This is a genomic window from Nitrosospira briensis C-128 (genome assembly GCF_000619905.2).
In the GTDB taxonomy this organism is placed as follows: Bacteria; Pseudomonadota; Gammaproteobacteria; order Burkholderiales; family Nitrosomonadaceae; genus Nitrosospira; species Nitrosospira briensis.
This window is the reverse complement of sequence record NZ_CP012371.1, coordinates 2992001-3017035: the sequence shown is the minus strand read 5'-3', so window position 1 is coordinate 3017035 and position 25035 is coordinate 2992001. Positions and strand designations below refer to the sequence as shown.

25 protein-coding genes, 1 tRNA gene and 1 other annotated feature are annotated in these 25035 nt (G+C 52.3%); of the genes, 11 read left to right on the top strand and 15 right to left on the bottom strand.

Annotated features, from left to right (window positions below):
• Window positions 1-92 precede the first annotated feature (92 nt).
• From tal to pgl, 6 genes are all read left to right on the top strand, one after another.
• Entirely contained in the window at window positions 93-1223 is a 1131-nt protein-coding gene (gene tal, locus F822_RS13795) for a transaldolase (RefSeq protein ID WP_025040134.1), read from the top strand.
• Between the two features lie 47 nt (window positions 1224-1270).
• Window positions 1271-2176 (top strand): phosphogluconate dehydrogenase (NAD(+)-dependent, decarboxylating), encoded by a 906-nt coding sequence (gnd, locus tag F822_RS13790; protein WP_025040135.1) that lies wholly within the window; start codon window positions 1271-1273, stop codon window positions 2174-2176.
• 530 nt (window positions 2177-2706) lie between these two features.
• Window positions 2707-3147, top strand: a complete 441-nt coding sequence (locus tag F822_RS13785; protein WP_082204655.1) for a hypothetical protein — start codon at window positions 2707-2709, stop codon at window positions 3145-3147.
• A gap of 392 nt (window positions 3148-3539) precedes the next feature.
• Complete coding sequence (locus F822_RS13775; protein WP_025040138.1) at window positions 3540-4004, top strand: hypothetical protein; 465 nt, start codon at window positions 3540-3542, stop codon at window positions 4002-4004.
• A gap of 139 nt (window positions 4005-4143) precedes the next feature.
• Window positions 4144-4548 (top strand): DoxX family protein, encoded by a 405-nt coding sequence (locus F822_RS13770; RefSeq protein WP_025040139.1) that lies wholly within the window; start codon window positions 4144-4146, stop codon window positions 4546-4548.
• 73 nt (window positions 4549-4621) lie between these two features.
• Window positions 4622-5344 carry a 6-phosphogluconolactonase gene (pgl, locus tag F822_RS13765; protein ID WP_025040140.1) on the top strand — a complete coding sequence of 241 codons (723 nt, stop codon included), beginning with the start codon at window positions 4622-4624 and terminating at the stop codon, window positions 5342-5344.
• A gap of 44 nt (window positions 5345-5388) precedes the next feature.
• On the opposite strand, the gene F822_RS13760 is transcribed toward pgl, so the two are convergent.
• Window positions 5389-6030, bottom strand: coding sequence for a helix-turn-helix transcriptional regulator (locus tag F822_RS13760; protein WP_025040141.1), 642 nt, complete (start codon window positions 6028-6030; stop codon window positions 5389-5391).
• Between the two features lie 214 nt (window positions 6031-6244).
• On the opposite strand from F822_RS13760, the gene F822_RS13755 reads away from it, so the two are divergent.
• Window positions 6245-6673 (top strand): hypothetical protein, encoded by a 429-nt coding sequence (locus F822_RS13755; RefSeq protein ID WP_025040142.1) that lies wholly within the window; start codon window positions 6245-6247, stop codon window positions 6671-6673.
• Between the two features lie 59 nt (window positions 6674-6732).
• On the opposite strand, the gene F822_RS13750 is transcribed toward F822_RS13755, so the two are convergent.
• Both F822_RS13750 and F822_RS13745 read right to left on the bottom strand, forming a co-directional pair.
• A complete protein-coding gene (locus tag F822_RS13750; RefSeq protein ID WP_025040143.1) occupies window positions 6733-7515 on the bottom strand; it encodes an N-acyl homoserine lactonase family protein in 783 nt (260 codons plus the stop codon).
• A 57-nt stretch (window positions 7516-7572) separates the two neighbouring features.
• A complete protein-coding gene (locus tag F822_RS13745; RefSeq protein ID WP_025040144.1) occupies window positions 7573-7884 on the bottom strand; it encodes a hypothetical protein in 312 nt (103 codons plus the stop codon).
• A gap of 418 nt (window positions 7885-8302) precedes the next feature.
• Between F822_RS13745 and F822_RS13740 the strand changes: the two genes are divergently transcribed.
• Entirely contained in the window at window positions 8303-8713 is a 411-nt protein-coding gene (locus tag F822_RS13740; RefSeq protein ID WP_025040145.1) for a nitrosocyanin, read from the top strand.
• Window positions 8714-9350: 637 nt separating this feature from the next.
• Here the strand turns inward: F822_RS13740 and F822_RS13730 are convergent.
• From F822_RS13730 to F822_RS13700, 9 genes are all read right to left on the bottom strand, one after another.
• Window positions 9351-9857, bottom strand: coding sequence for a nucleoside deaminase (locus tag F822_RS13730; RefSeq protein WP_197272830.1), 507 nt, complete (start codon window positions 9855-9857; stop codon window positions 9351-9353).
• Between the two features lie 195 nt (window positions 9858-10052).
• Complete coding sequence (locus F822_RS13725) at window positions 10053-10451, bottom strand: transposase (protein ID WP_025040148.1); 399 nt, start codon at window positions 10449-10451, stop codon at window positions 10053-10055.
• 19 nt (window positions 10452-10470) lie between these two features.
• On the bottom strand, window positions 10471-10758 hold the full coding sequence (locus F822_RS16115) for an integrase core domain-containing protein (RefSeq protein ID WP_503487519.1): 288 nt from the start codon (window positions 10756-10758) through the stop codon (window positions 10471-10473).
• Window positions 10724-10921 carry a DDE-type integrase/transposase/recombinase gene (locus tag F822_RS16110; RefSeq protein ID WP_503487518.1) on the bottom strand — a complete coding sequence of 66 codons (198 nt, stop codon included), beginning with the start codon at window positions 10919-10921 and terminating at the stop codon, window positions 10724-10726. The genes F822_RS16115 and F822_RS16110 overlap by 35 nt, the downstream gene beginning before the upstream one ends.
• Window positions 10922-10972: 51 nt before the next feature.
• Entirely contained in the window at window positions 10973-11368 is a 396-nt protein-coding gene (locus tag F822_RS16105; protein WP_503487517.1) for an IS3 family transposase, read from the bottom strand.
• Window positions 11294-11410: a sequence feature (AL1L pseudoknot), on the bottom strand. It overlaps the preceding gene by 75 nt.
• A 734-nt stretch (window positions 11411-12144) precedes the next feature.
• Window positions 12145-13761, bottom strand: coding sequence for a dihydroxyacetone kinase subunit DhaK (locus F822_RS13715; protein ID WP_025040149.1), 1617 nt, complete (start codon window positions 13759-13761; stop codon window positions 12145-12147).
• 375 nt (window positions 13762-14136) lie between these two features.
• Window positions 14137-14212: transfer RNA gene (locus tag F822_RS13710), tRNA-Asn, on the bottom strand.
• Window positions 14213-14523: 311 nt separating this feature from the next.
• On the bottom strand, window positions 14524-14679 hold the full coding sequence (locus F822_RS15480) for a hypothetical protein (RefSeq protein ID WP_156304431.1): 156 nt from the start codon (window positions 14677-14679) through the stop codon (window positions 14524-14526).
• Between the two features lie 242 nt (window positions 14680-14921).
• On the bottom strand, window positions 14922-16085 hold the full coding sequence (locus F822_RS13700) for a PEP-CTERM sorting domain-containing protein (RefSeq protein WP_025040151.1): 1164 nt from the start codon (window positions 16083-16085) through the stop codon (window positions 14922-14924).
• Between the two features lie 299 nt (window positions 16086-16384).
• Between F822_RS13700 and F822_RS13690 the strand changes: the two genes are divergently transcribed.
• Entirely contained in the window at window positions 16385-19087 is a 2703-nt protein-coding gene (locus F822_RS13690) for a tetratricopeptide repeat protein (RefSeq protein WP_025040153.1), read from the top strand.
• A gap of 481 nt (window positions 19088-19568) precedes the next feature.
• On the opposite strand, the gene F822_RS13685 is transcribed toward F822_RS13690, so the two are convergent.
• On the bottom strand, window positions 19569-19796 hold the full coding sequence (locus F822_RS13685; RefSeq protein ID WP_025040154.1) for a hypothetical protein: 228 nt from the start codon (window positions 19794-19796) through the stop codon (window positions 19569-19571).
• 274 nt (window positions 19797-20070) lie between these two features.
• On the opposite strand from F822_RS13685, the gene F822_RS13680 reads away from it, so the two are divergent.
• Window positions 20071-21309: a vanadium-dependent haloperoxidase gene (locus tag F822_RS13680; RefSeq protein ID WP_025040155.1), complete on the top strand. Its 1239-nt coding sequence runs from the start codon at window positions 20071-20073 to the stop codon at window positions 21307-21309.
• 994 nt (window positions 21310-22303) lie between these two features.
• The gene (locus F822_RS13675; protein WP_156304430.1) at window positions 22304-22576 is read left to right on the top strand and encodes a hypothetical protein; all 273 of its coding nucleotides are present in this window, start codon (window positions 22304-22306) and stop codon (window positions 22574-22576) included.
• Between the two features lie 200 nt (window positions 22577-22776).
• Here F822_RS13675 and F822_RS13670 read toward each other — a convergent pair whose 3' ends face one another.
• Together F822_RS13670 and F822_RS15475 are read right to left on the bottom strand one after the other, a co-directional pair.
• Window positions 22777-24201, bottom strand: coding sequence for a homospermidine synthase (locus tag F822_RS13670; RefSeq protein WP_025040157.1), 1425 nt, complete (start codon window positions 24199-24201; stop codon window positions 22777-22779).
• Window position 24202: 1 nt separating this feature from the next.
• Window positions 24203-24766: a hypothetical protein gene (locus F822_RS15475; RefSeq protein WP_025040158.1), complete on the bottom strand. Its 564-nt coding sequence runs from the start codon at window positions 24764-24766 to the stop codon at window positions 24203-24205.
• Window positions 24767-25035: the final 269 nt, after the last annotated feature.

The window sequence follows — 25035 nt, the reverse complement described above, 5'->3', positions numbered from 1 at the left end:
ACGCCGAAGCAGTCGCGTGAAGCAGGCAAATTGCGCGAATCGTTCACAGCAGCCATTTGCAACAGTGCCATCGCTAAAGGAGAACAAATCCTATGAAACCCCTTGAACAGTTACTGCAATGCGGCCAATCTATCTGGCTGGACTCGATCAGTCGTGACCTCATCAATAGCGGAGAACTGCAACGGCTCGTAACTGAAGACAAGCTGCGCGGCCTGACCAGCAATCCAACCATTTTTGAGCAAGCCATTACTCGCGGCAATAGTTACGATGATGCGCTGGGCAAACTGCTCAAAGCCAACGATAAACAAACCGACAAAGCACTGTTTGAGGCGGTAGCCATCGAAGATATCCGCATGGCGGCCGATGTGCTGCGGCCCGTGTATGATGAAACGAACGGCGGAGACGGCTATGTCAGCCTTGAAGTCTCGCCGCAACTCGCTCACGATACCACGGGCAGCATCGCGGAAGCGCGACGGCTGTGGCAGGCCGTGCAGCGCCCCAATTTGATGATCAAGATTCCCGCCACGCCCGAGGGCATTCCCGCGATCGAGCAGTTGACCAGCGAAGGTATCAATGTCAATGTCACCCTGATGTTTTCGCTGAAGCATTACGAAGTGGTGGCACGAGCGTATATTGCCGGGCTCGAGCGCCGGACGGCATCCCCTGGCGTAACAAAACCCTTGCCGGTTTCGGTCGCGTCCTTTTTTGTCAGCCGGGTGGATACCGTGGTCGATGCCTTGCTGGAAAAAATGGGTACGCCCGAGGCGCTCAATTTGCGCGGCAAGATTGCCATCGCCAACGCCAAGCTTGCCTATCAGCGCTTTCGCGAAGTATTTTATGGTGAATCGTTTGCCGCTCTGCGCGGTAAAGGCGCACGTGTGCAACGGCCATTATGGGGCAGTACCGGAACCAAGAATCCGGCCTATTCAGATGTACTCTACCTGGAAAAATTGATCGGGCCCGATACCGTCAACACCGTACCACCCAAAACCCTCCAGGCATTCTGCGATCACGGCCGCGTGCATGCGACGCTGCAAGAGGATATGGCGCAAGCGAAAGCGAATATTGCACAACTGGCGCATCTGGGAGTCGATCTTGATGCCATCACCGAAAAGCTTCAGAATGACGGCGTGGCCGCTTTCGCCGCTTCATATGACAAACTGCTTGGCGCGATAAAGGAAAAACGGCAAGATATCCTTGCCGCCTGCAATCACGCGGCCTGAACCACTGCTGTAGGCAGTCTGCATAACTGAGAACTGGGCGGAAACTAATGGATGTTGGAATGATCGGATTGGGGCGCATGGGCGGCCCCATGTCACAACGGCTACTGCGGGATGGTCATCGCGTAGCCGGTTTCGCCCGCAGCGCGGATACCCGCAAGCAGTTGGGGGAAAAAGGCATAACGGCGGCAGCGTCGCTCGAAGACCTCGTGGATAAACTGAAGTCGCCGCGCGTCGTATGGTTGATGATTCCTGCCGGTGCGCCGGTAGATGAAACGATAGCTACGCTGTTACCGCTGCTGGAACCCGATGACATTATTATCGATGGCGGCAATTCGAATTATAAGGATACGCAACGCCGCGCCCAGATGCTGAAGGCAAACCGAATCCACTATGTGGATGTCGGCACCAGCGGCGGCGTATGGGGTCTGGAGAATGGCTACAGCATCATGGTAGGCGGCGATGACAATGTCGTCGCTCAGTTGCGTCCTATTTTCGAGACACTTGCTCCGGCGCCTGATAAAGGTTGGGGGCACGTGGGCCCCAGCGGTGCCGGGCACTTCACCAAGATGATTCACAACGGCATCGAGTATGGCCTGATGCAAGCCTATGGTGAAGGGTTTACACTTATGAGCCGCAAGACCGAATTCAACCTGGACTTGCACCAGGTGGCGGAGATATGGCGCGACGGCAGCGTGGTCCGGTCATGGTTGCTCGACCTGACCGCTGCGGCGCTTGCAAAAAATCCCGATCTGGATGGTATCGCCGCCTATGTGCCTGACTCAGGCGAGGGACGCTGGACTGTCGCGGAGGCAATCGATCTCGATGTCGCCGCACCGGTAATCACGCTGTCGCTATTGCAGCGGCTGCAGTCGCGCGATCCCGAGTCGTTCTCCAACAAATTGCTGTCGGCGTTGCGCAACCAGTTCGGCGGACATGATATAAAAAAGGAATAATTGCACAATCCTCGAATGCGCCCTGCTGTTTACCCTCCTTCGTTGGCTTACGCTGCGCTAACCCCATAAGTAGGTCGGGCTACGCCCGACATCAATTTTACGATCGTCGGGTAGCCCGACCTACCTCGCGATATTGACGCCTCCCTAATATTGGCCTTACCAAAATCAATCAGCCGTTGTCTTCAGGATAGCGAATGCGCTCTGCCATTTGCATGTCTTCATCGGTTCACGCTGCACTCATCCGGCCCAGGATAACGCCGGCAGGGCGAGCTCTGCCGGCCATCGTCTCTTCGATCGTCGGGCGCAGCCCGACTACTTCTCAATTGTAGGAATAGACAGGCTGAGGCACCTGCGCGAGCCTAGCCCGAAAGCGCTTGCGCATTATCAATGCTTGAAGTTGACAGGTGGGATCAATCCTAATGATACTTTCAACATAAATAAGTTGACAAAGATTTATCCTTCACATATTCTTCACACCATGAGCATGAGAAATTAACGCCCGCTTTGCAATGCGAAGAATAGGAGGTGTGATGATGAATGCGAAACAAATCGTTACTACTTTATCTCTACTCAGCCTTTTTTCCTTGTTGAGCCCCGCTGCATCCGCCGCAGAAGATATTGATATCACCGCCGCTGCCCAGAATGCTACAACTCGAAGCGACCATGAGGCTGTGGCAGCCTATTACGAAGACTCAGCCCGAGAAATACAGGCAAAAGCGCAGGAACAAAAACAATTACTTGAAGAATATGAAAGCAAAAGCTACCTATACGGTAGACAGACCCAGGACCTGCAATCCCACACCTATGCGTTAGTGCGTAAGTATGAGAAAGAGGCAAAAACCAATATAAAAGAAGCCGCCCTGCATCGGCAGATGGCAGCAAGCGCTGAAGAGAACGGCTACTCTGTACCTCAATTGGAGAAACTGAGTATTGTGCATGAGCTTCGCCAGGCTACTGTTTCTAAAAAATAGCAGTAGAGCAATGAATTAAAACTTAGCGTATGGCATTACAGTAGCTTCAAATTGTATTTTGACTTTCTCTCATTTTCATAGGCAGCTTCGCTACCGTAGCGTAATCTCGAAGGTGCCCCATAAACCCTTCTCGCGACACCTCCACGACTCTTTCCGCTACGATAAGCTCCGAGTTTTCCCTCTTAATCTGCTTCAGTCTGCGCTCAATTCTTGGCCCCATCTTATGGTCCGTCCATAACATCGGCATATCTGCAAAGTCTGGTGCTTTAAACATACCGAAGTTGACGAAGCCATAGCCATCAGGTAGGCTTCGAGTCAAGGAATATTCTGGCGTAAATTTTGTCGAAACTTCAGTTCTGACGTCCGTGAAAAACGGATTCGAACGCCTCGAAATGAAAACGATAAATACTTTTGCCGCGTTGTCCCTGCTTGGCTTGCTGGCCTCACTGAGTTCGCCTGTAACAGCAACCGTCGATGATTCCGAAATCCCGTCCGGGCAGGATCCCCCCGCCGGGAGCGACCACGAAGCTATAGCAAGATACTATGAAGATGAAGCAAGGAAGCGACATGAGATTGTGGCCAAATACTACGAAGATGAGGCAGGGAAGGCACAGGCAAAGACGAGGGAACTGAAACTGTTGCTTGAGCATTACGAGGAAAAAAGCTATCTCTACGGAAAAAAAGCTCAGGATCTGCAAGCGCATACCGCGGCGTTAGTACGCAAGTATGAACAAGCCGCGAAGGCGGATGCGAAGGAAGCTGCCACTCACCGGCAAATCGCCTTGAAATTTAAAGAAAAAAATCACGCCACTGCGTCCAGTGCGCAGAGATTCAGTGTCGTAAATAAATCTCACTAGCGAATTCAACTGAATAACTAAGGTTTTCCCATTAGGCCGAGCGAGCAAGTTCGGCTAGCGTAGCGCGCAATGCATCGGTTGTCTCCTGCCCTATTCCGCCCCTTGAAATGGCGAACCTGAAATTACCGGAGACATGATAGTGTCCAATCCGTTTCACAATGATAACCTCGGTAAACTGATCCTCCGTGTTACCGTTGGAATGCTGATACTGTTCCATGGGGCACATAAAATACTCAATCCAGGTTCTCTCGACTTCATCAGCAAGCAACTCAGCAACAATGGTCTACCTCAGGCTCTGGCTTATGGCGTTTATCTGGGTGAGGTTATCGCACCGTTAATGATAATCCTGGGAATTTTTTCACGCCTTGGCGGTTTGCTCGTTTTCGGTAATATGGTGTTTGCACTTTTTCTGGCACACCGCAGCCAGCTGTTTACCTTGACGACTTCAGGTGGCTGGGCACTCGAATTGCAGGGTTTTTATTTATTTTCCGGCCTCGCAGTATTATTCCTGGGCAGCGGCCGAATGGCAATCAGACCGGATTAGTGTGTTAGCATAGCCAGCTCTACTGTTCAGTTTAAGTTATTTACAAGACCAATCAGCACAGGTAACTACAGCCATGAGCATCGTCAATTCGGAAAAATACCGCTGGCACGGATTCGCCGATCTGCCAGCTTTACAGGAAGCAGCACTGGGCGCCATTCTCGACGGGGCGTCGATGGCGATACAGGAACGCGGACGTTTCAATCTCGTGCTGGCTGGGGGTGAATCACCGCGCGGAATTTATCAGCGGCTGCGATCGGCTCCCACGGACTGGACTGCCTGGCACATCTATTTTGGCGATGAGCGCTGCATGCCGCCCACGGTGGAAGAGTTGAATTTTCGTATGGCTGGGGAAGCATGGCTCGATCATGTGTCTATTCCCCCAAACCAGATACATGCAATACCGAGCGAGATTCGCGCGGATAAAGCAGCTAATGAATATGCACAAACCCTACAGGGCGTTGACATGTTCGATCTGACCTTGCTTGGGCTCGGGGAAGACGGCCATACTGCAAGCCTGTTCCCCGGTAATGAGTGGGGAACCGCTTCGGATTCCCCCGATACACTGGCGATTTTCAATTCGCCCAAACGGCCACCTCAGCGCGTATCGCTCAGCGCCGCGCGGCTAAGCCGTTCGCGTCAGATAATTTTTCTGGTGAGCGGCGCATCGAAGCATAAAGCAGTGGCAAGGTGGCGCGCGGGAGAAAATATCCCCGCGCGAGCGATAATGGGTGAAACGGGTGTCGATGTGCTGGTAGAGTCTGCTTTATTGCAGCCGCTTGCAGGGATAACGCACTAGGTCCGCGCCAGAAGAGAAAGAAAGGCAAAAAAAAGGAGTAGAAACTACTCCTTTTTAGGCAAAAACCTGAATCGACAAAGATCTCCGCCACGAGCCATGCATTCGTGTTGCTCGACCTTGGTATCGGTAAACGTTTCCATCAGGCCCTTATCCAGATGGCAGATTTCCAGGTCTTTTACCGCCATTTGGTGAAAGACACAGTTATCGGCTTCAATAACTGCCTCGCCACCCGGCAATGTCGCATTTCTCGCATTGTAACCAAGCTGATCCATTACCTCGGCGAGCTTTTGGACCTTTTCCTGTTGCGTGGTCAATTCCGGGTACTGGCTTCGTATCTGCCGAGCTATGCCGGCACCGATACCGTTCAGCCGCTTACGCATGTTTTCCGCGCCTTCCTCACGCTGAACCGAGGCCACCACCAGTTGCGCAAGCCACGAATATTGACGTGGAAAACTTTCCTGGCCGAGCTCGGTGAGTACGTAAAGTTGCTGAGGGCGGCCTCCGCCAGATGGACGCGTGACACCTGCCGCAATTAATCCTGCCGCTTCCAGGGACGCGAGGTGCTGTCGCACGGCATTTCGGGTAATTTCAAGCCCTTTCGAAAGCTCATCCACACTCATGCCGCTTCTGTTCCCACGCAATAGCTTGAGTAGTTGCTTTTGGCGTGCACCCATTTTATTAACCATTTGGTTGTACCTCCTTCCCCCCCGTCTGTATCAGGAAATCGAAAAGCGTGTTATAGCACATTTACCACTATACGCTATCTTAATACACTTTACACATAAAATAGTTGACAAATTCACGCTCATCCCTTTACAATTTTTTCACAAACGATAATTTGTTGTAGCCCTTGCTTCGCGTCTTTTGGAGCAGTCGCTCGATTCTAAAGGAGCGCGCGGCATGAGAACAAGAAATTTATTCACAGCCTTATCCTTCAGCGTATTGGCCGCCTGCGCTCAGCTAAGCCATCACGAAGCCCTTCAGAACACCAATATCAGAAAAGCTTCCCAGAACGCCAGAACACGCAGCGATCATGATGCCTTGACGCAGTATTTTGAAAATACAGCGAGAGAAATGCAGACGAAGGCAAAGGAGCAAAAGAAATTACTTGAGCACTATGAAGATAAAGGATATCTCTATGGCCGGCGAGCTCAGGATTTGAAATCACATACTTATGCTTTGGTTCGTAAATATGAAGCAAATGCGGAAGAGAGTATAAAAAAAGCCGCGATGCATCGGCGAATGGCAACAGAACAGGCACAACGCGAATTTGCCGCCCGTAAAGGGCAAATTGTAGACGCCGCCACGCTAAATCCTAACTCCAATTAGGCTCCAGCCACCTCTCCACGAAATCGCCACGAAACATGCCGGGCTGGCAGCCCGGTGCTTCAGTCTCTCCATGCCGGAAATCTCGGCAAGCCCAGGAAAAAATTCATATCGTGGTTAGGCCAAAGCTGCGCGTTCTCGGTGCGGGCGAGCGCCTTTAGCTTACGAATGCTCGCTAGGGCCAGTGCTTCGTTATCCTGCCAACAGTATCCCGGCGCAACCTCCTCGTCCAGGTTTTCAACCAGATCGGCTGCATCCCCACACAAGATGACGGGCTGCCCTTTTTGCAGCTCGATGAATAGCGACATATGTCCGGCCGTATGCCCTGGGCTGGCAACCGCCTGGACGCCGGGGGTCAACATATACTCATTCGTCATTACCTTCCATTGTCCCGCACTCTCCAGCTCATCGGCAAATACGCTGCCATCCTGTCCGGTACGCGCTGCCGCCACCTCCTCAGCCTGAACATGCACCTCGCAGCCGGGCAGGTCGCACAGGCCGCCTGCGTGGTCGAAATGTAAATGCCCGATAAACACGACATCGATATCGGATGGCTCGAGCCCCAACCGTGCCAGATAGTGAGGGATACGTTGGTCTTCCTCCATCGCAGGCGGTTCAAACGAATGACGCATGGGCTCGAAATATTTTGCGCGCAGCGCTGGGTCAGCAAGCTTGCGATAGTCGCAACCGACATCGTAGAGAATGCGTCCATTGGGCGTTTCAATCAAATAGGCAAGAATCGGCGCATCGATAAATCTGCCATGGCCGCGGTTGCGTGTCGAGATTGTCTTTTCGTAGCGATGCGTGCCTGTCAGCAGTGGCCAAATCTTCGTATCGCGAGGCATATTAAATTCCCATTGTTTCTAGACCTCGCCAATGCAGATTGACGTCCTCAGTTAACTTCAATGGTGTTCAGTCTCGAATGCCGAGTGTTCTGACTGTTCCGGGTGTTCCGGGTGTTCCGGGTGTTCCGGGTGTTCCGGGTGTTCGGCGGTTTCGTTAATACTTGAATGATTCATCTTGCCGAATATCAGATGAGCGGAAAAATTCAATCCCAAAGGCACCAGCAATGCAACCACCAGCAATGCCACCAGTGCGGTGTTAACGCTTACGTCGATTTCTCCGCGCGCTATTTTCCTGAGAACCCATATAGCCAGACAAAGCAATCCAGTCAGGACTACAACGCTAAAGATTATCAACCCGCTATCAGCCATGGTCTACCCGATTTTGATCGACAATATTACCGTAATTATTGGCTATGCCCAAAATTACGGTTTAGTGTGCCATGATAGGCTGAATACAACCAGAAAGCAGCAATGGCGAAGCCGGAAGCTCGAATGCCACGGCTTGATCTAATCGGCCAGAAAACCTATCTTAAACTTGGACTTGAGGGACGCTTGCGATTGACATCCGTGATTATCCCAATTAGAGTATTAGCTGGATTCGCGCGGGCGAATTCAGGATAAAACATACGCAGAATTACAATTCTAACGATGAGTAAAGCGCTCATGGTTAATGAGTACTATCCAGATGCTTGCCCTTGTTGATCAGGGCGTGGCAAGTTGTAAGTACCGTTAAACAAGAGCGGCTGCTATTTCATTAAAACGTAACGTATAGTAAAGGAAAGTAATTATGAAAAAAACCATAACGATGTTTGCAAGCCTTGCCTTGGGATTGTTATTAGTAGGAACCGCGCAAGCAGCCGAACAAAAATTCAAGGTAGTTATCAATGCTTATGACACTACTATTCCTGAGCTCAACGTGGAAGGTGTGACAGTCAAGAACATCCGCGCGTTTAACGTTATCAATGAGCCCGAAACCTTGACTGTGAAGAAAGGGACCAAAGTAAAGATTACCGTAGAGAACAAATCCCCTATCAGCGAGGGATTTACTATTGATGAATATGGAGTTCAAGAAGTACTCAAGGCGGGAGAAACAAAAGAGGTCTCTTTCGTAGCGAACAAGAGCGGTGCGTTTACCATTTGGTGCCAGCTCCATCCCAAGAACATCCATCTATCGGGTTCCTTGAACGTTATAGATTAAAGTCCCGTTACGGAGACTGTGAAGTAGCAGGATCGGCGGCGCAGTAGAAAAAGCGGAAGCAACGAAGCTAACATCGACAACAACAGATCGGCGTGCCGATCTGGTCAATGATAGCTTCGAAGCTGCCGAACGCCGAAGCAGAAGCGGCATGGCAGGGGCTCTCATAAAGCAAATTTAGATGCCACAGTTGATGAGGTGCATTTAATCTGCCATACCGCAGCTGTTCATAATAAGCGCTTGATACTGCTTAGGAGTGTGATGTAGTACTTCTACAGAGTGAGCAATGCTTATCTGGAACAATGAAACCCGCTACATAGCGGGTTTTTTATTTGTAATAATCTGCCCCTCGTAATTAGCCACATGATGGAATAAGATTTTGGTTTGAAAATTGATTCTGGGCTACAAATTCGGCTGACTGAGGTGTATCCGCCCAAGCGCGCTGTGCAGCCGCGTTAGTTGTAATCTTTTCGCCACGCTTTGTTGAGAACGCGCGCTCCATGCAACGTCGAGAACGAATGGCCATTCCCGCCATCGACCACAGAAGCTTCGATATAGGCATTCTGCGTGGATTTTCCCGGTTGAGTGAATACCTGTTTGACAATCCGCAGGAAACGACCTGCAAGCGGAAACCACTGGTCTACGAAGTGCGGTCCGCCTGCTTTGCCTGCCACTGCGCGTAAAGGCCCTCTTCGTCCGTAGGCTTCAACGGCCGTAGCACCACTTCCTGCTGCAAAGACGGGCGAGCCATCTGCGCATACACGTCAGCAGTTGAAAGCCCATACGGTTCGCCCTCATCGTTGGAATAGGCAAACCACGCCCGATGGATACCGCACAGGTGCATTGCGGCCAGGCACATGGGGCATGGGTGACCGCTGGCGTAGATTTCGCAGCCATCAAGATCGGGACGGCCCAGCACACGGCTAGCTTGGCGTATCGCCTGCATTTCAGCGTGACAGGTCGGGTCCTGTGTACTATGAATCTCATTTACCGCCCGGGCGATTACCTGCCCTTGGTATATCAGCACCGCACCGAAAGGCCGACCTCCAGCCTTGATATTGGCCCGTGCCAGCGCCAGGGCTTCTCGCATGTGCTGCTCGCTGCTCATGATTGTGCCTTCTTGTAACCCAAGGTCGGGTGTCGACATATCATATCGTACTCTTTCAGTGTGTCCTGGAAAACAAGACCGCCGTACTGACTTCCCCGATCCAAGAATATAAAAGGTCGGAATCGATTGATAAGAAGCGTTCCGACCGCTAGACCATACGTACTCAAATTTTTAAAGCAATCAATATGTCGCCTTTATGTTGATTCAATCGAGTCTGAGCCACTGCTGTCCCACTTAATTCCAAACACTACAAAAGCACCAATTGCTGACTTCGACATCCAATTTATCAGGCGGATCAAATAACGCCACCAATGACCGCCTGATAAACAAATTCACCCGAATCAACTGGATCATTTGCTGTAACGACTGCTTGAATTTCGAGGTGAACTTCAAATACGCCAGCATCAAATAAGCACACGTCGCCACCATGACCTGCGTAATGACTGCTTTGTCAGACAGTCCGACAAAGCTCTTCAACTTCTGGTTCTGTTTAATCCATTTAAAGAACAACTCCACTTGCCAACGCTGCTGGTAAATCTGCGCCACCAGCTTTGCCAGCCAATCAAAACGATTGGTAATGAACTCAAACTCACGGTCTCGTTCTGCATCGTGATTGACCGCCCCGGCTTTCATTGAGGCTGGTTGGTTTAAGTTAGACCTTTACCGTGGCCTTTTCTGCCTGCTGTCGATAATAATATTCCTCGGCCTCAGCCGGTGGAATATAACCGATGGGTTCGAGCAGACGTTGATGGTTGAACCACGATACCCATTCCAGGGTGGTCAGTTCCACCGCTGCCTTTGTCTTCCAGGGCGCACGTCGGTGTATCAATTCGGCTTTGTACAGGCCATTGATCGTTTCAGCCAAGGCGTTGTCGTAACTGTCTCCCCGGCTGCCCACCGAGGGTTCAATGCCTGCTTCGGCTAGACGCTCGGTATACATACCGGGAGCCTCTATCGCTGTGGTGGATCAAGCCATCGGAGAGCTTTGGCTGGCGAGCATGGAACGCCTGCTCCAGTGCATCGAGTACAAAGCCCGTCTGCATGGAACTGCTCACGCGCCAACCTGCGATACGCCGGGCAAATACGTCAATGACGAAGGCCACGTACAACCAGCCTTGCCAAGTCGAAACATGGGTAAAGTCCGAAACCCATAGCTAATTTGGGTGTTTCGCCTTGAATTGCCGATTGACCTTGTCCAGCGGGCATGGGACCGATGTGTCAGGAATCGTGGTGCGTACGGTTTTACCCCGTTGTACGCCTTGCAGCCCCATGCGCCGCATCAAGCGTTCAACCGTACAACGTGCCACGCGCTCATGCTCACGATTGAGCTGATGCCAGACTTTATCCGCGCCATAGACTCGCATACTGGCCTGCCAAACACGTTGAATTTCCGGCATCAGCATGTCATCACGCTTGACACGTGCGCAACGCAATTCTGGATTCCTTTGCTGCGCAGCGTAGCGCCGGTAGCCTGACGGGGCAATCTGCAACACCTTGCAAATCGGCTCGACCCCGTAGGTATCCCGATGCGCATCAATGAAGGCTCTCAAGACTTGAATCGGTGGTTGAGCTCCGCCTGGGCAAAAAACGCGCTGGCCAGTTTCAATATCTCGTTGGCTTTGCGCAGTTCTCGAACTTCGCGCTCTAGCGCTTTACCCGCTCTCGTTCAGCGCTCGTCATCCCATCGCGCATGCCGGTCTCGACCTCGTGCTTGCGCACCCATTCGTTCAATGTCTGTGGCACACCCCCAATCTTGGGGGCAATCGACTCAAATAGCCGCCCACATGGAGGAGTACTCGCCGCGGTGTTCGAGCACCATGCGTACCGCACGCTCACGTACCTCGGGGGAAAACTTGTTTGATTTTTTCATGGCTCCATTCTCTCAGATGTTGGAGCCTCCTCAAAACCCGGGGCGGTTCAAATTGTGTAATTTTCGCTGCTCAATTACACAGGAATTACACAGGAATTACACATACATTTAACCGCATCACAAGTCCAATATGCCACTCTTATTCTATGACAGGTGATCCTCTACTTACTCTAAGAAGGTTCGAAACCACCTATCTCAACAATGTTGACCTAGAGGAAGAACGTGTGTACGTCATATCCGATCAGAGTAGCTTGTTGTGGGACATACAACACTTCCTCCGTGCTAAAGGTTAAGGGGCGGGGGAGTGAAGCCGATGAAATACCCACGATAAAATACGTTATCATGGGTAAAAATAGCAAAAAGGGAGCGGCAATTTTCTTTGTGATCGCGGGAAAAATTATCCAGCTCAAAAAATCAGGGCGATTCAACAGGTGCTTATTTAATTACAATCTAAAACTAGGCCAAATGTTCAAACAGTCGCGCGACTGCTTCAGCACCTGGATCAGCGTGACCGACCAAATGCTTGGCATTGACATAGGAAGCGCGGCCCGCATTCGCCTTGCTCATGTGGGCAGTGCGATCGGCACCCGCACGCGCGGCTTTCGCCGCCTCGGGCAAGCTCTCTTCCAGGACATCAAGGGCCGGCGCAAGGGCATCGACCATGGTGCGGTCACCCGGACGTGCCCCGCCAATCTCCTGCATTCTCCGCAACCCGGCCTGCAACGCTTCGCACATTGGCAAGCCGCTTGAGGCGGCGTCGCCCGTTGCGGCGAAGAAGATCGCGAGGAGCACACCGAACGAGCCTCCCATGGTTTTGGAAAGCTCCAAGCCAATGGCGCGATAGAGCTGGGTATGGTCGGCAAGCGGCAATCGATCCATGGCGCTGATCAGGGCGCGTGCCGCGCCGGCCAGCGTGCTGCCAGTGTCGCCATCGCCTGACTTCGCGTCGAGCGCATTGAGGTCGTTCTCGGCGGCAATCAGAACCTCGCAGCAACTGGTCAGGAACTCCCTGGTCGGCTTGTGCATCGAGGGCATCGGAACGACAGGCGTGAGGCCGTCCGGCAGCGCCTGAATCGCGACCTGGCCTAGCCGGGAGACCCGCGGCCATGCTGCCAGCGGCGTGTGCTGCTTGAGCAGGGCGATCTCGGCATCGTCGGCAGGATAGGCTGAAATCGAGAAGCCATGCATGTCGAGAGATGTCATCATGGCCGCCGGCCCGATGACGTGGGTTATCCGCTCGCCAATCGCTGACCGCCGTATTTCGTTGAGGATGATCGACATCTCGATGACCGACGTGCCGCCGAGATTGTTGACCATAGCGACATGCGGCTTTTCTTCCATTGCAGCTGACAGGCGCTCGACCATGGCAGCGACAGCTTCGCTCGCGTCCTTGAACTCGACCTGCTCAACCCCGGCTTCACCGTGGATGCCGAGCCCAAGCTCGGCCATGCCGGGCGGGATGCGATCCTCCTTTGGCGAACCTGGGATGGTGCAGGTGTTTAGCGACATGCCGATGCTTTTTGTCTTTGACACGACCTTGCGCGCGGCCGCGGCGACGTGCGCCAAGTCGGCACCATTCTCGGCCAACGCGCCGGCTATCTTGTGCACGAAAAGGGTGCCGGCGACGCCACGGGCTTGGGGCAAGTCGGGCAACGCCACATCATCGTCGACGATGACTATCTCGACATTCAAGCCGAACTGGCGAGCGCGTTCGGCCGCCAGCCCGAAATTCAATCGGTCACCGGTATAATTCTTGACGATGAGCAGGCAGCCAGACGATCCCGTTACGGCAAGGATGCCTGCCAGTACCGCGTCGACTGTCGGCGAGGCGAAGATGTCGCCGCACACCGCAGCCGTCAGCATCCCTTCCCCGACGAAACCCGCATGTGCCGGTTCGTGGCCCGATCCGCCTCCCGAGATCAACGCGACCTTGGACTTGTCCCAGTCATTACGTACGACCACCCGTATATGCGGATAGCCGTCGAGCCGCGCCAGCATACCGCCAGACGCCGCGACCAGACCATCGACGGCTTCGGTGACGATGTTTTCTTTCGTGTTGATGAACTGGGCCATATTTTCTCCTATCTGACTGAACTTTTGCTGGATCAAAAAGCTGCGCACGCAAAATCCATTGCTCAACCCGGGTATAAATGCGCTCGTGTCACTTGAAGATATCGTTTCGCTGGTCGCTGAAAGAACCGGGCGGTTGACAAGCTTATTTATTACCTAATGTTTTGCATTTTGCTGATGCTGTTTGCCAGGATCACCTATCTTGTACCAAACATCTCAGCCCCCTGGAAGAATTACAGGGGGAACATCAGACACAATCATCGAATCGGCAATGGATAAGCTGGGAGGCTGCTATCGCAATTCTAGCTGACGCAGTTACACAGGAATTAAACGAAAGGAGATAGGTTGCAGAGGTTAGCAGGGCTAACTTATTGATAATGGCTCCCCGACCAGGGCTCGAACCTGGGACCTGCGGATTAACAGTCCGTCGCTCTACCGACTGAGCTATCGGGGAATTGAAGAGGTGCATATACTAATAGCTTGGGCGAGGCGGGTCAATCAAAACCGCCTATCAGTAGTCGCTGACAACACCCGAATTCGGGCTCAAACGCTCTCCTCAGGCCGTTTTGAGCATATAGTGGACAAGTCAGGTAGCGTAACATATCCGACGACGAACCGGGGCGTAAAAGGAACTCGCATTCGAGCGAGCATGGCAGGCAGACGTGGATTAGTGAGAAATAGAATGGGAGGGACGACGATTACTCAACCGTTGACGCTTCCGTGACCTCACGGGAGCGCCAGCAGTTTGTTCACTGAAAACGCCTTTTAATAGTCCTTATCAGGAACGACAATAATCTTTTCCGTGGAGGTTCCAGGATCTCCCTTTGGACCTGGTGGTCCAGATTTGCTGGTATCTATCGATAGGCAGCCTGCAACTCCAGCAAGCATCACAATCACCGTAAATAGTTTTAATTTTTTCATTTCGATTATCCTTTTTAGTAAGGACGGCACTGGAAACCGCCGTGTATATAAGATAACCTGAAGCTCTAGCTCTAACTGTCTGTTACCGTACATATAGGCGTTGCTGCACGCACTTCTACCCGGTAAAAGAGGATTGGATTTTTCGTGTTTTCACCTCCATCAACTACTTTATTGATTGATCAGGTCAAGCTTCAGGTATCCGTGCTCTCTTCTTTGGCAAGACCGGTTCATCCGTTTCGGTATCATAAAATCCGGCTTCTGGAGCGAACGGCCTGGCATGCCTGCTTGCGGCGCACCATGAATCCTACCAGGACCAGGCCAGCAAGCATCAAGGCATAAGATTCTGGCTCCGGAACAGCGGCAATAAAGCCGCCTGCAATAACCTGCCCCAGATTGTTGACGCCATAGGACTCCGTCAAGGGATCGCCAGGAAGATTTACCAGTGAATTAAGGTCGGTCATGCCACTTCCATTTGGACCCGTGACAAAAGCATGAAAATCGCTGACCGATTCCTCAGGTAGCAGGGGAATTTGGGCTGCGCCCACCACTTGCCCGGCGTTGTTGACGCCGTAGGCCACACTTTCAAGTCCGCCCAGCGTGCCGAGGTCGGTCAAGCCCATGCCATTAGCGCCAGAAATAAAAGCATGGGAGTCCGACTGCCCTATTGCCCGCCCAGTGTCGTTAACACCATACCCAAAGGTATCTCCGCCCAGCGTGCCGAGGTCGGCCATGCTCCCACCATTAGCGCCCGTGATAAACGCACGTTGATCCCCGTTATTCGTAAATGAATCGCCCACTACCTGTCCGGCGCTGTTGATGCCATGGGCCGCGCTGTAACCTCCTCCCAGGGTACCCAGGTCAGTCATGTTTCCACCCTTCGCATCGGTAGTAAAAGCACGGAAGGATTTATCACCGCTCGTCAGGGAGATTCCGACAGCTTGCCCGGCGGTGTTGATGCCATAGGCCCAACTGGTGCTCCCCCCCAAGGTGCCGAGATCCGTCATGCCGACACCATTGGGACCGGTGATAAAAGCATGGTAAGCTTTATCCCCGGTCATGAGGGAACGTCCCACAACTTGTCCGGCAGCATTGATGCCATAGGCCCAGCTGTCGCTTCCACCCAAGGTACCAAGGTCTTTGATGCCTGCACCGTCGGAACCGGTAATGAAAGCGTGCGTATTTCCGCCAGACGTTCTGGACCAACCGACCACCTGTCCGGCATCGTTGATGCCGCGAGCAAACGCATCTATTCCGCCCAGGGTACCGATATCGACTACCGCTTTGCTGTTGGGGTCAACGATGAAGGAACGGAAGCCGGCAAAAGCAGTCGGTGCGAAACCCAGGCTGACGCCCAAGGCTGTGGCCAGAATCAAGTTTCCGACTTTACAGTTGTGGATAGCTTTCATGGTTTATGCACTCCAGTAAACGTTGCCGCTTGAAAATAAAATCTAATAACTTTTTAGAATAGACCATGTAATCAAAATTTCAAGGTGAAAAAATCAGCTGATGGCTTTGTTTACCGCCCCTGGCTTGAATCTACCGGCAGCATCATGCTATTGCCGGAACCCAAGGTATTGCAGGAGATATACATGGCCGTTTTGTTGGCGTTTTGTACGTCGCCAAATATTTGTATCGCGACTCCGGCTGGTGCTATCCAGTACCGGGTTTTCGTTTACGAATCGATTTATGAATTACGATTGAGCGCATGAAAAAGATTTCTCGCAATGACCCATGCCCATGCAATAGCGGCCGGAAGTACAAGCACTGCTGCCAGAAACACGAATCGGGAGCCTCATCCGCCCCCTCCGTTCAGTCCATTTCGGAATATCTCCAGGCAGGGATTCAGTATCATCAAGGGGGAGACCTGCCTCAGGCTCAGGCCATCTATCAGCGAATACTCCAGGTAGCGCCAGATCATCCCGGTGCGCTGCATTTCATGGGATTAATAGCGAGACAGATGGGAAAAACGGAGATCGCCATCGAGCTCATCGGCAAGGCGCTCGTATTCAAAGCGGACTATGCGGAAGCCCATGGTAATCTGGGAAACGCCCTGAGGCAGCAAGGCAGGATAGACGATGCGATTGCCAGTTATCGCACCGCACTCAGGCTCAAGCCGGACATGGTGGAGGTATACGTCAATCTGGGCAATGCGCTGAAGGAACAGGGCAATCTGGATGAAGCGATTGCCAGTTATCGAAAAGCGCTGACATTCAACCGGGATTTCACGGAGATACACACCAATCTTGGAAACGCGCTGAGAGAACAAGGTAAGCCGAATGAAGCGATCGCAAGCTATCGCAGAGCGCTCGCGCTCAAACCGGACTCGGCCGAAGCGCACAACAACCTGGGGAATATGCTGATCGAACGGGGCAATCTGGAAGACGCCGTCGCCAGTTTTAAAAAAGCGCTCATTCTCAGGCCGGACTTTGCCGAGGCGCACAGCAATCTGGGAAATGGGCTTAGAGAACTGGGCAGACTGAATGAGGCAGTTGCGAGCTATCGCAATGCACTCGCTCGCAAACCGGATTATGCCGAGGCATACAGTAATCTGGCAAATGCACTGAAAGAGCAAGGGAAGCTGGACGAGGCGGTATTCAATTATCAATGCGCACTACAGATTAGCGAAAACCCGGGAATAAAAAGCGGATTCGCGCAGTGCATAGAAAATGTTTACCTTACTCACGAGATTCCCGGTATTCGTGCTTTTGTCGCCAGAGCCCTATCCGAGGCATGGAGTCGCCCGGCTGATCTCGGAAACCCGGCTGTATCACTCATCAAGTTGAATCCAGGCATCAGGCAATGCATAGACCGGGCGAACAACGCCTGGCCCGACCTGCTTTCGCCGCAAGAGCTATTTGAAACCCACGGTTCAAATGGCTCAAGTGGGCACCTTGGATCCGATAGTCCGGATAGCGCAGATGGCCTGTCCGGCTTCGCCAACGTCTGCAGCGACGTCTTGCTTCAGTCCTTGCTGGAAACTACGCCGGTATGCGATATGGAACTCGAGCGGTTTTTAACCATGGCGAGATACACCATGTTGCATGCCGCCATCCACGAGCACGATCACAGCAGGATCACCGCTGATTCACCCGCCGTTTTTTCCGATGCTTTTCCCAATGCGCTGGAAGGGAAAGCGCTGGTTTTCTATTGTGCCCTGGCTCGACAGTGTTTTATCAACGAATACATCTTTGCCTGCTCAGGCAAAGAACTAGAACTGGCGCAAGGGTTGAAAGAGCGCCTTGCTGCAGCTTTGGCAGCCTCACTGCCGGTTTCCCCGTTATGGCTGGCAACCGTGGCGGCGTATTTCCCGCTGATCTCAGTGGTCTCCCCTGGGGTCCTTGTACAGTTGGCCCTTGTACAGCCGCTGCTGGATCGTCCCTTACCTGATGCCATGGCTACGTTGCTAGCACAACAGGTACGGGAACCGCTGGAAGAGCGGCGGCTTCGCTCGCTCATCCCCCAGCTGACGCCTATCGTTGGCGATACGTCCCGCCTGGTGCAGAAGCAGTATGAGGAAAACCCGTATCCAAGATGGGTCAAACTGCCCTCATGCCGCGAAACCATCTCGCTTAATCGCTATCTGCGCAACCGATTTCCTTTTTCGCAGTTCATCCCGATGAGCCGTCTCGATGAGGCAGATGCAGGAATCGATATTCTGATAGCCGGATGCGGAACGGGTCAACATTCGATCGCAACGGCCCAGCGACATGGCAATGCTAAAGTCCTTGCCGTGGACTTGAGTTTAACGAGCCTGTGTTATGCAAGGAGAAAGACCGAGGAACTGGGCTTGGGAAACATTGAATATGCACAGGCCGACATTACCAGCTTAAGCACGCTCAATTCGCCTGAAACGGGTGGCGGAATGTTCGACCTCATCGAATCGGTCGGCGTGCTTCATCATCTTGCAAATCCGCTGGCAGGATGGCGAGAACTGCTTGCTTTACTACGCCCCGGTGGATTCATGCGTTTGGGCTTCTACAGCGAATTCGCCCGGCAAAATGAAACTGATGCGAGGCTTTATATTGCCGAGAAGGGATATGCACCAAATGCGGAAGATATCCGGCGGTGCCGGCAGGACATGATGTCTCCCGAAAATGCGCTACGGTTCCAAAAAGTTTGGTCCGCAAGGGACTTTTATACGATGAGCGAGTGCCGTGATTTGCTGTTTCACGTTCAAGAGCATCACTATACGCTGCCTCTGCTTAAAGAAAACCTGCGGGAACTGGACCTCGCATTTCTCGGATTTTCACTTGAGCCCGACATTTCCAAACGATATAGAGAGCGTTTTCCCGAGGATATATCCCAAACCGACCTGGATAAATGGCACACCTTTGAGATCGAGAACCCCGACACGTTTAAGGGCATGTATCAGTTCTGGTTACAGAAACCAGTGAATACCCAGCATTGATGGAAGAAGCGAGTTGCAATTGACGACGATTCAGCTCCAGCAACTTTTTCAAGCAAGACCCTATCGACTCGATGGATGTTTCCCTTGACATTCTGAAGTAATCCACACCGTCATAATAATCACACAAATTCCCGAGATCATCCCCTGCAAACTCGCACGAGGCTTAGCTCTTGACATATCTGTATGATTATAAACCTTTATTCAAAAGTTCAAAAAATAGCCAAGTAAGAAAATACTGTTACAGGCACGTGACTTACCCACCCTGTGCAGAGGTTATCAACAAACTTATCCACAGCAATTGTGGACAATAAAACTCATCCTATCGCTACCAAAAAACATCCTCCCAAAGCAATTTGATCACAATTTGAGAGATTACATGGCTGAGCCTGAGTAACTCACGACAAAAGGTGTTGCGAGTTTCAAAGCCTTTTCTCTTTGCTCACGTCAATTACGTCGCCCGTGGTTAACTGGCTAACCCCAGTTATTTGTTTGTATCGGCAGGATTTTTATACTCCTCCATGCGAAGTGCGGTTTCCACGGCTTTTTTCGCTTCTTCAACCGTTTTGACACGCGAGAGATCAACGGCCGGATTAGGATAGCTGTGCCAGAACGAAAAACCTGCGGCCGTGATCCATAGGAGACCTCTGACATGCTGGTCTATAAATACCTCTTGATGATGTTCGTCAACTATTTTCCATTCCAAGTCCATAGCTCAAGCTCCTCAGCAGGTTATAATATAAAACAGTGAGATAACTGTTCCGCATCTCATCAATCCAATCGAGCGCTTGTATTCGAGGCCCGTCATGCGCGTCAGCGCACGTAAATTGTATTCCGGCTCTCGCTTGAGGCGAAAAATCAATATGCCATCGAACTTGTAGCGGTCGCACGAATGCTGACCTGTTCGAGTAAGAGGCTGGCCGAAGCCCAGTCTACCAAAATTATATGCATTGTTTAATTCACTTTAACTCATCTTGGAGAAAAATATGATTCGGAGTGTCAAGACATGCTGGAAGATTCTGTTACCGATTGCCATGGCCGTGATGCTCGCCGGTTCAATGGCAAAAGCCGATACGGTTACCGATTGGAATCGCAAGGCCGGTGATATTCTTGTCGATTCGGGGTTGGGACCGTTACCAGTTGATCGGGCGCTGGCTATCGTTCATGCTTCCGTATACGAAGCAGTGAACGCAATTACCCGGCGCTATCCCGTCAGCGACATCAAGCTTAAAGCGGCCCCAGGGGCCTCGGTGGACGCCGCTATCGCGGCGGCAAACCGAACTGCACTGGCGAAACTCGTACCGTCCCGATTGGCGGAAATCGACGTTGCTTACCAGGCAGCGCTGATTACCATCGTCGATGGCAGAGCCAAGACAGACGGTATTTCGGTAGGGAACGAAGCAGCGGCGGCGATTTTAGCCAGGCGCATTGATGATGGGTCGACGGCGGGTGAAACATACCGGCCTCGTACTTCTCCAGGCGTCTATGTACCTACCGTAATACCCGAGGCGCCCCAATGGGCAAAGATGAAACCATGGCTGATGACAAGTCCTGCACAGTTCCGTCCCGGCCCGCCACCACCGCTTGACAGCGCGCTATGGGCACGCGACTACAACGAGGTCAAGACTCTCGGCGGCAAGCACAGCAACCGCCGTACTACCGAGCAGACCAATATCGCCCTCTTCTGGGAAGAAGTGATGCCGCCAATTTATCATGGGGTTGTACGCTCCGTTGCCGAGGTTGACGGAAGAGAGATTACACAGAACGCACGCTTGTTCGCCGCTGTGACGCAAGCATCGCACGATGCGTTAATCGCCGTGTTTGATGCAAAGTATCATTATGGCTTCTGGCGGCCGGTCACGGCGATTCGTAACGGAGACATCGATGGAAACGACGCAACAGAAAGAAACCCGTCCTGGCTGCCTTTCATTGAGACGCCGATGCACCCCGAATATCCGTGCGCGCACTGCATTGTTGCCGCGGCGGTTGGCGCGGTGCTGCAAGCGGAGATCGGAACGGGACCTACGCCCCTCTTGACCACCACCAGTAACGCGGCGGGTGGCGTAGCACGAAGCTGGGCGAAAATTGATGATCTTACGCAAGAAGTAAACAATGCACGCATTTACGATGGCGTGCATTACCGCAATTCTGGAGAAGTGGGCACTGCCATGGGCCGGCAGATCGGCGAACTGGCCGTAACGAAGTATTTGCAGCCGCTCAAGTAGAGCGGTCAGGACGAATACCGATTAGGCGGCGGCGTCCTGCGGAAGGAAGTAACGCCGCCTGACATGCAATCCCCAGGCTACACTACAGCCTACAGCCCAGGTTGCAGTAGCGGGTGCCCATGCCCTGCATCAGGGCTTGCAATTTCAACCTAAATCCGGCAGTTGGACGGGGTGAAGTGTACGGTTTTTGGGGTGCAGGGCAAGGCGCAACGACGCGGAATGCGACCGCGCAGGGCGGAACAGTGCCTTCCGCAGGAAGGTGCGACCCCGAAGCTGGATGCGGGCTCCCCTTGCGTGTGAAGCGCGATCGCGGCATCCCCTGCGCTGCCCGATCCCCGCTGCGCGGGGTCCCTCGGGCGACGCTTCGGGGCGCCGTTCCATTCCAAGGAGTTGCAACGCAGCCATGTATCCCAAAAACTGTGCAATTCACCCCGTAGCGCCCTCACCCGGAAGGCGAGCGTCAAATAATATGAAATATTGTTATTAATCATGACGCCGATCTGTTAAATGAGCGGTCAACTACTGGATTTAGGTTCAACACCTCAGCCTATGCGTTCGGCCCATTGAAAGATAAATTTCGTAAACTCGCGCTGGATGCAAACTCCCTGAATCGGCCTAGGCCCTGCCATAAAATAGCAAAGTTTTTTCTTGACATTTTGGCAATAATCCACATCCGGCCACAAGCAATATGCAATCGGTACAATTACCCAAAATTGCCTTGGACAAACCTGCTTGAGTGGTAGCCCCCTGCTCAAGCCGCTGATAAAAAATGTATTTCTGTAAAGATTAAAAAATAGCCAAAAACAGAAACATTGTTACATAAAGACCACTTAGTCATCATGCTCATAGGTTATCAACAAACTTATCCACAGGAAATGTGGACAACAAATTAGCTCGCCACACTACGCCATACCGCTTGGACCCGCTATAGCTCGCGCTGCCGGCTACTAATGCCGGGGAACCAAAGTGAATCATCTCTGACTAACTTATTTATATGCCCTATCTCAGCGTTGAAGATGGAACAAGGCGAGTTTTTTCTATTGCTGATTCTTGTAAGGAGAAAAAAGTGAAAAAACATAACGATCCGGATGGTCCCACTGCCGTTACTGCTTTGCTTGATCATGGGGCGGAAGTTTTTACGAAAAAAAAATTCACGCACTCTCAATCAAAGGCCCGGCAGCATGGAAACGAAATAAAAAATGACCGGCAAGAAAAAATGCTAGCGATCAGATCAAGGGCTGCCCAGGAACAATTGAACCAGGAGTAGCCGTAAACTGGCAAAGCGGCAAGCATAAGCTTTATAACGGCGGCATTACACCGCCGTAAGTCGGGTTGGAACACTGTGCATTCTTGTCTTCTGCAATTTCAGGCAGGAATCCTATTACAACGCGGTGCATACTCCATTGGTCTTCAGTGGAAAAAATCTCTTTCCAGAGGCAGCTCTCTACGATTACATCGGTCAGAACTTCAACTCACGCGGATATTCTTGAACTGCCACGGGTCACTCCTATCCACGTCTTCGCTGAATAGCCATCCTCTATCGCATAGAGGGGTCCAATCGGTATACACACCCAGAATTTCGCCGAGATAAGGTCGCGCGATCTTCAAAACGACCTCATGGTCAATGTCGTCGGGTTCGACCACACCCGCATCCGGATTTTGAAGCACCCAAACCATGCCGGCCAGAACGCCCGCCACAACCTGCAAGCTTGTTGCATTGTTGTGTGGCGCCAGTCGCCGCGCTTCCTGTATCGACAAACGTGAGCCGTACCAGTAGGCGCCCTTGGCGTGACCCATGAGCAGGACGCCAAGTTCATCCATTCCGTCTTCTATTTCATCCCGAAGGATTCGCTTGCTGGACTGCGAGCGCCAGTTCCTGCCTGCCAGTTCGTGGATGGAAAGCACGGCGTCGTCACAAGGAAGGTACGCGTAATGCACCGTTGGACGATAAATTACTTTTTCGTTTTCTTTCAACGTCAGATGATCGGCAATGGAAATGGATTCGCTATGCGTAATCAGAAAACCCTGGTAAGCGCCACCGAATGGAACCCAGCTGCGCACCCGTGTAGCAGCGCCGGGTTGATTAAGGTAAATGGCCGCATCACAGCCAAATCCATGACGTGCGCCGTCTTGGGGCCAATGGCGCTCATGACTTCCCCACCCCAGTTCTGAAGGTTGAAGGCTCTCGCCCACGAACCCCTCGACCGACCAGGTATTGATAAACTCATCGTCACGCTTACACAGGTTGGTAGTCTGGGTATCCCGCTCGGCGATATGGATCGTTTTAATTTCAAGGCGAGAGGCCAACTCGGCCCAATCTCCAGGGTTTACCGGCTTCTTTACTGTCAAGCCGGTATCCGCGGCGATGTTAAGCAACGCCTGTTTGACAAAGGCTGAAGCAAGGCCAGGGTTGGCGCCGTGAGCCACGAGTGCCGTGGGGCCTCCACGCTTTTCGCGTGCAAACGCCAGGGCTTTTTCGCGCAATGCATAATTCGAGCGCATCGATACCGATATCGATTTGTCGGTATAACCACCCAACCACGGCTCAATACAAGTATCAAGGTATAGTGAACCACGCTGCGAGCACAGCTCGATCAAGGCAAGGCTGGAGACGTCCACCGATAGGTTGAGCAGGAAATCTCCCTTGCTCAGCCAAGGCTCGATTACGGCAGGGTAGTTTTCTTCTGTCAGCACATGAAGCGTAAATTCCACGCCGAGTTGCCGCGCAATATCCCGGCCACTCGCATCGGCGGAAATTATCCTGACCTGTTCAGGACGTATTTCGAGATGTTGAAACAATAGCCTGAGCAAGGCTTGTCCTATGCTGCCGAAACCTACCATTATCAACTTACCGTGCAAACGCCCGTATTTTTCATACCCTGTCTTTTCCATGCTAAGATTTTCCTGTGCTTCTTTGAACATATTCTCCCTCTTTCGTTGGCTCCTGCTGGGCAAACATTTCCCATTGGACAAACTCGATAACCGACCAAACAAAATCCCAATCGCGCGCGCTCGCTTTGGCCCTGTTTTGCCTTATTGCCCGGCCCAGCAGGAACTGCACGTCGCAGATTGGGTCAAATTGATATTTTAGCGCTTCGTATTTCTTTTGGAGGAGAGCGGCAAAATGACCAATTGTATCCTGCCACAGCATGAAAATCATACTCATCCGCATGGTCCGGAATGTGGTCATACAGGTATCGTGCACAACGGGCACGTCGATTACCTGCATGACGGGCATCTGCATCACCCGCACGGCAGCCATATCGATGAGCATGTGATAGACATAACCACGGCCAATCCGGAAAGTTGCACGCCCGAACATCAATGCGCAGGCCATGCGCAAGGACATGTACATGGGCCTGGCTGCGGTCATGAAGCCGTGCCACATGGCAAGCATATCGATTATCTGGTCGATGGCCACCTTCATCATCCGCATGATGGTCATTGCGATGACCATGGGGCAGTTACGGTGGCCTGATCGGGGAACCGCTGGGCAAGCCACCCGCGGGTCCACTGGTGGGGCTCATTCGACGATGGGAATTCTATATCGGAACAGGTAAGGCTTTATGAGCCCGCTTCGGCTTCGTTTCGGCGGGTGAAATTTGCCTTGGCGGGCCGTTGCTTTACTTTATTCCCCGGTGGGTAAATCCTGCCCTGCCGATTGCGGCTGATCGCGGCGGGTGAAACCCGCCTTACGGATTGTTGCTGATTGCGGTGAGAATCTGC

Excerpts from the sequence above, each read along its gene's own strand:
- F822_RS13775 (WP_025040138.1), top strand. The coding sequence starts at position 3,540 with ATGAAAACGATAAATACTTTTGCCGCGTTGTCCCTGCTTGGCTTGCTG.
- F822_RS13690 (WP_025040153.1), top strand. The coding sequence starts at position 16,385 with ATGAAAAAGATTTCTCGCAATGACCCATGCCCATGCAATAGCGGCCGG.
- F822_RS15480 (WP_156304431.1), bottom strand. The coding sequence starts at position 14,679 with ATGAAAAAATTAAAACTATTTACGGTGATTGTGATGCTTGCTGGAGTT.
- F822_RS13760 (WP_025040141.1), bottom strand. The coding sequence starts at position 6,030 with ATGGTTAATAAAATGGGTGCACGCCAAAAGCAACTACTCAAGCTATTG.
- F822_RS13700 (WP_025040151.1), bottom strand. The coding sequence starts at position 16,085 with ATGAAAGCTATCCACAACTGTAAAGTCGGAAACTTGATTCTGGCCACA.
- tal (WP_025040134.1), top strand. The coding sequence starts at position 93 with ATGAAACCCCTTGAACAGTTACTGCAATGCGGCCAATCTATCTGGCTG.
- F822_RS13725 (WP_025040148.1), bottom strand. The coding sequence starts at position 10,451 with ATGAAAGCCGGGGCGGTCAATCACGATGCAGAACGAGACCGTGAGTTT.
- F822_RS13730 (WP_197272830.1), bottom strand. The coding sequence starts at position 9,857 with ATGTCGACACCCGACCTTGGGTTACAAGAAGGCACAATCATGAGCAGC.
- F822_RS13755 (WP_025040142.1), top strand. The coding sequence starts at position 6,245 with ATGAGAACAAGAAATTTATTCACAGCCTTATCCTTCAGCGTATTGGCC.
- F822_RS13670 (WP_025040157.1), bottom strand. The coding sequence starts at position 24,201 with ATGGAAAAGACAGGGTATGAAAAATACGGGCGTTTGCACGGTAAGTTG.
- F822_RS16115 (WP_503487519.1), bottom strand. The coding sequence starts at position 10,758 with ATGTATACCGAGCGTCTAGCCGAAGCAGGCATTGAACCCTCGGTGGGC.
- F822_RS13680 (WP_025040155.1), top strand. The coding sequence starts at position 20,071 with ATGATTCGGAGTGTCAAGACATGCTGGAAGATTCTGTTACCGATTGCC.
- F822_RS15475 (WP_025040158.1), bottom strand. The coding sequence starts at position 24,766 with ATGGTCATCGCAATGACCATCATGCGGATGATGAAGGTGGCCATCGAC.
- F822_RS13745 (WP_025040144.1), bottom strand. The coding sequence starts at position 7,884 with ATGGCTGATAGCGGGTTGATAATCTTTAGCGTTGTAGTCCTGACTGGA.
- F822_RS13750 (WP_025040143.1), bottom strand. The coding sequence starts at position 7,515 with ATGCCTCGCGATACGAAGATTTGGCCACTGCTGACAGGCACGCATCGC.
- F822_RS13685 (WP_025040154.1), bottom strand. The coding sequence starts at position 19,796 with ATGGACTTGGAATGGAAAATAGTTGACGAACATCATCAAGAGGTATTT.
- pgl (WP_025040140.1), top strand. The coding sequence starts at position 4,622 with ATGAGCATCGTCAATTCGGAAAAATACCGCTGGCACGGATTCGCCGAT.
- F822_RS13785 (WP_082204655.1), top strand. The coding sequence starts at position 2,707 with ATGATGAATGCGAAACAAATCGTTACTACTTTATCTCTACTCAGCCTT.
- F822_RS13715 (WP_025040149.1), bottom strand. The coding sequence starts at position 13,761 with ATGGCCCAGTTCATCAACACGAAAGAAAACATCGTCACCGAAGCCGTC.
- F822_RS13675 (WP_156304430.1), top strand. The coding sequence starts at position 22,304 with ATGCCCTATCTCAGCGTTGAAGATGGAACAAGGCGAGTTTTTTCTATT.
- F822_RS13740 (WP_025040145.1), top strand. The coding sequence starts at position 8,303 with ATGAAAAAAACCATAACGATGTTTGCAAGCCTTGCCTTGGGATTGTTA.
- gnd (WP_025040135.1), top strand. The coding sequence starts at position 1,271 with ATGGATGTTGGAATGATCGGATTGGGGCGCATGGGCGGCCCCATGTCA.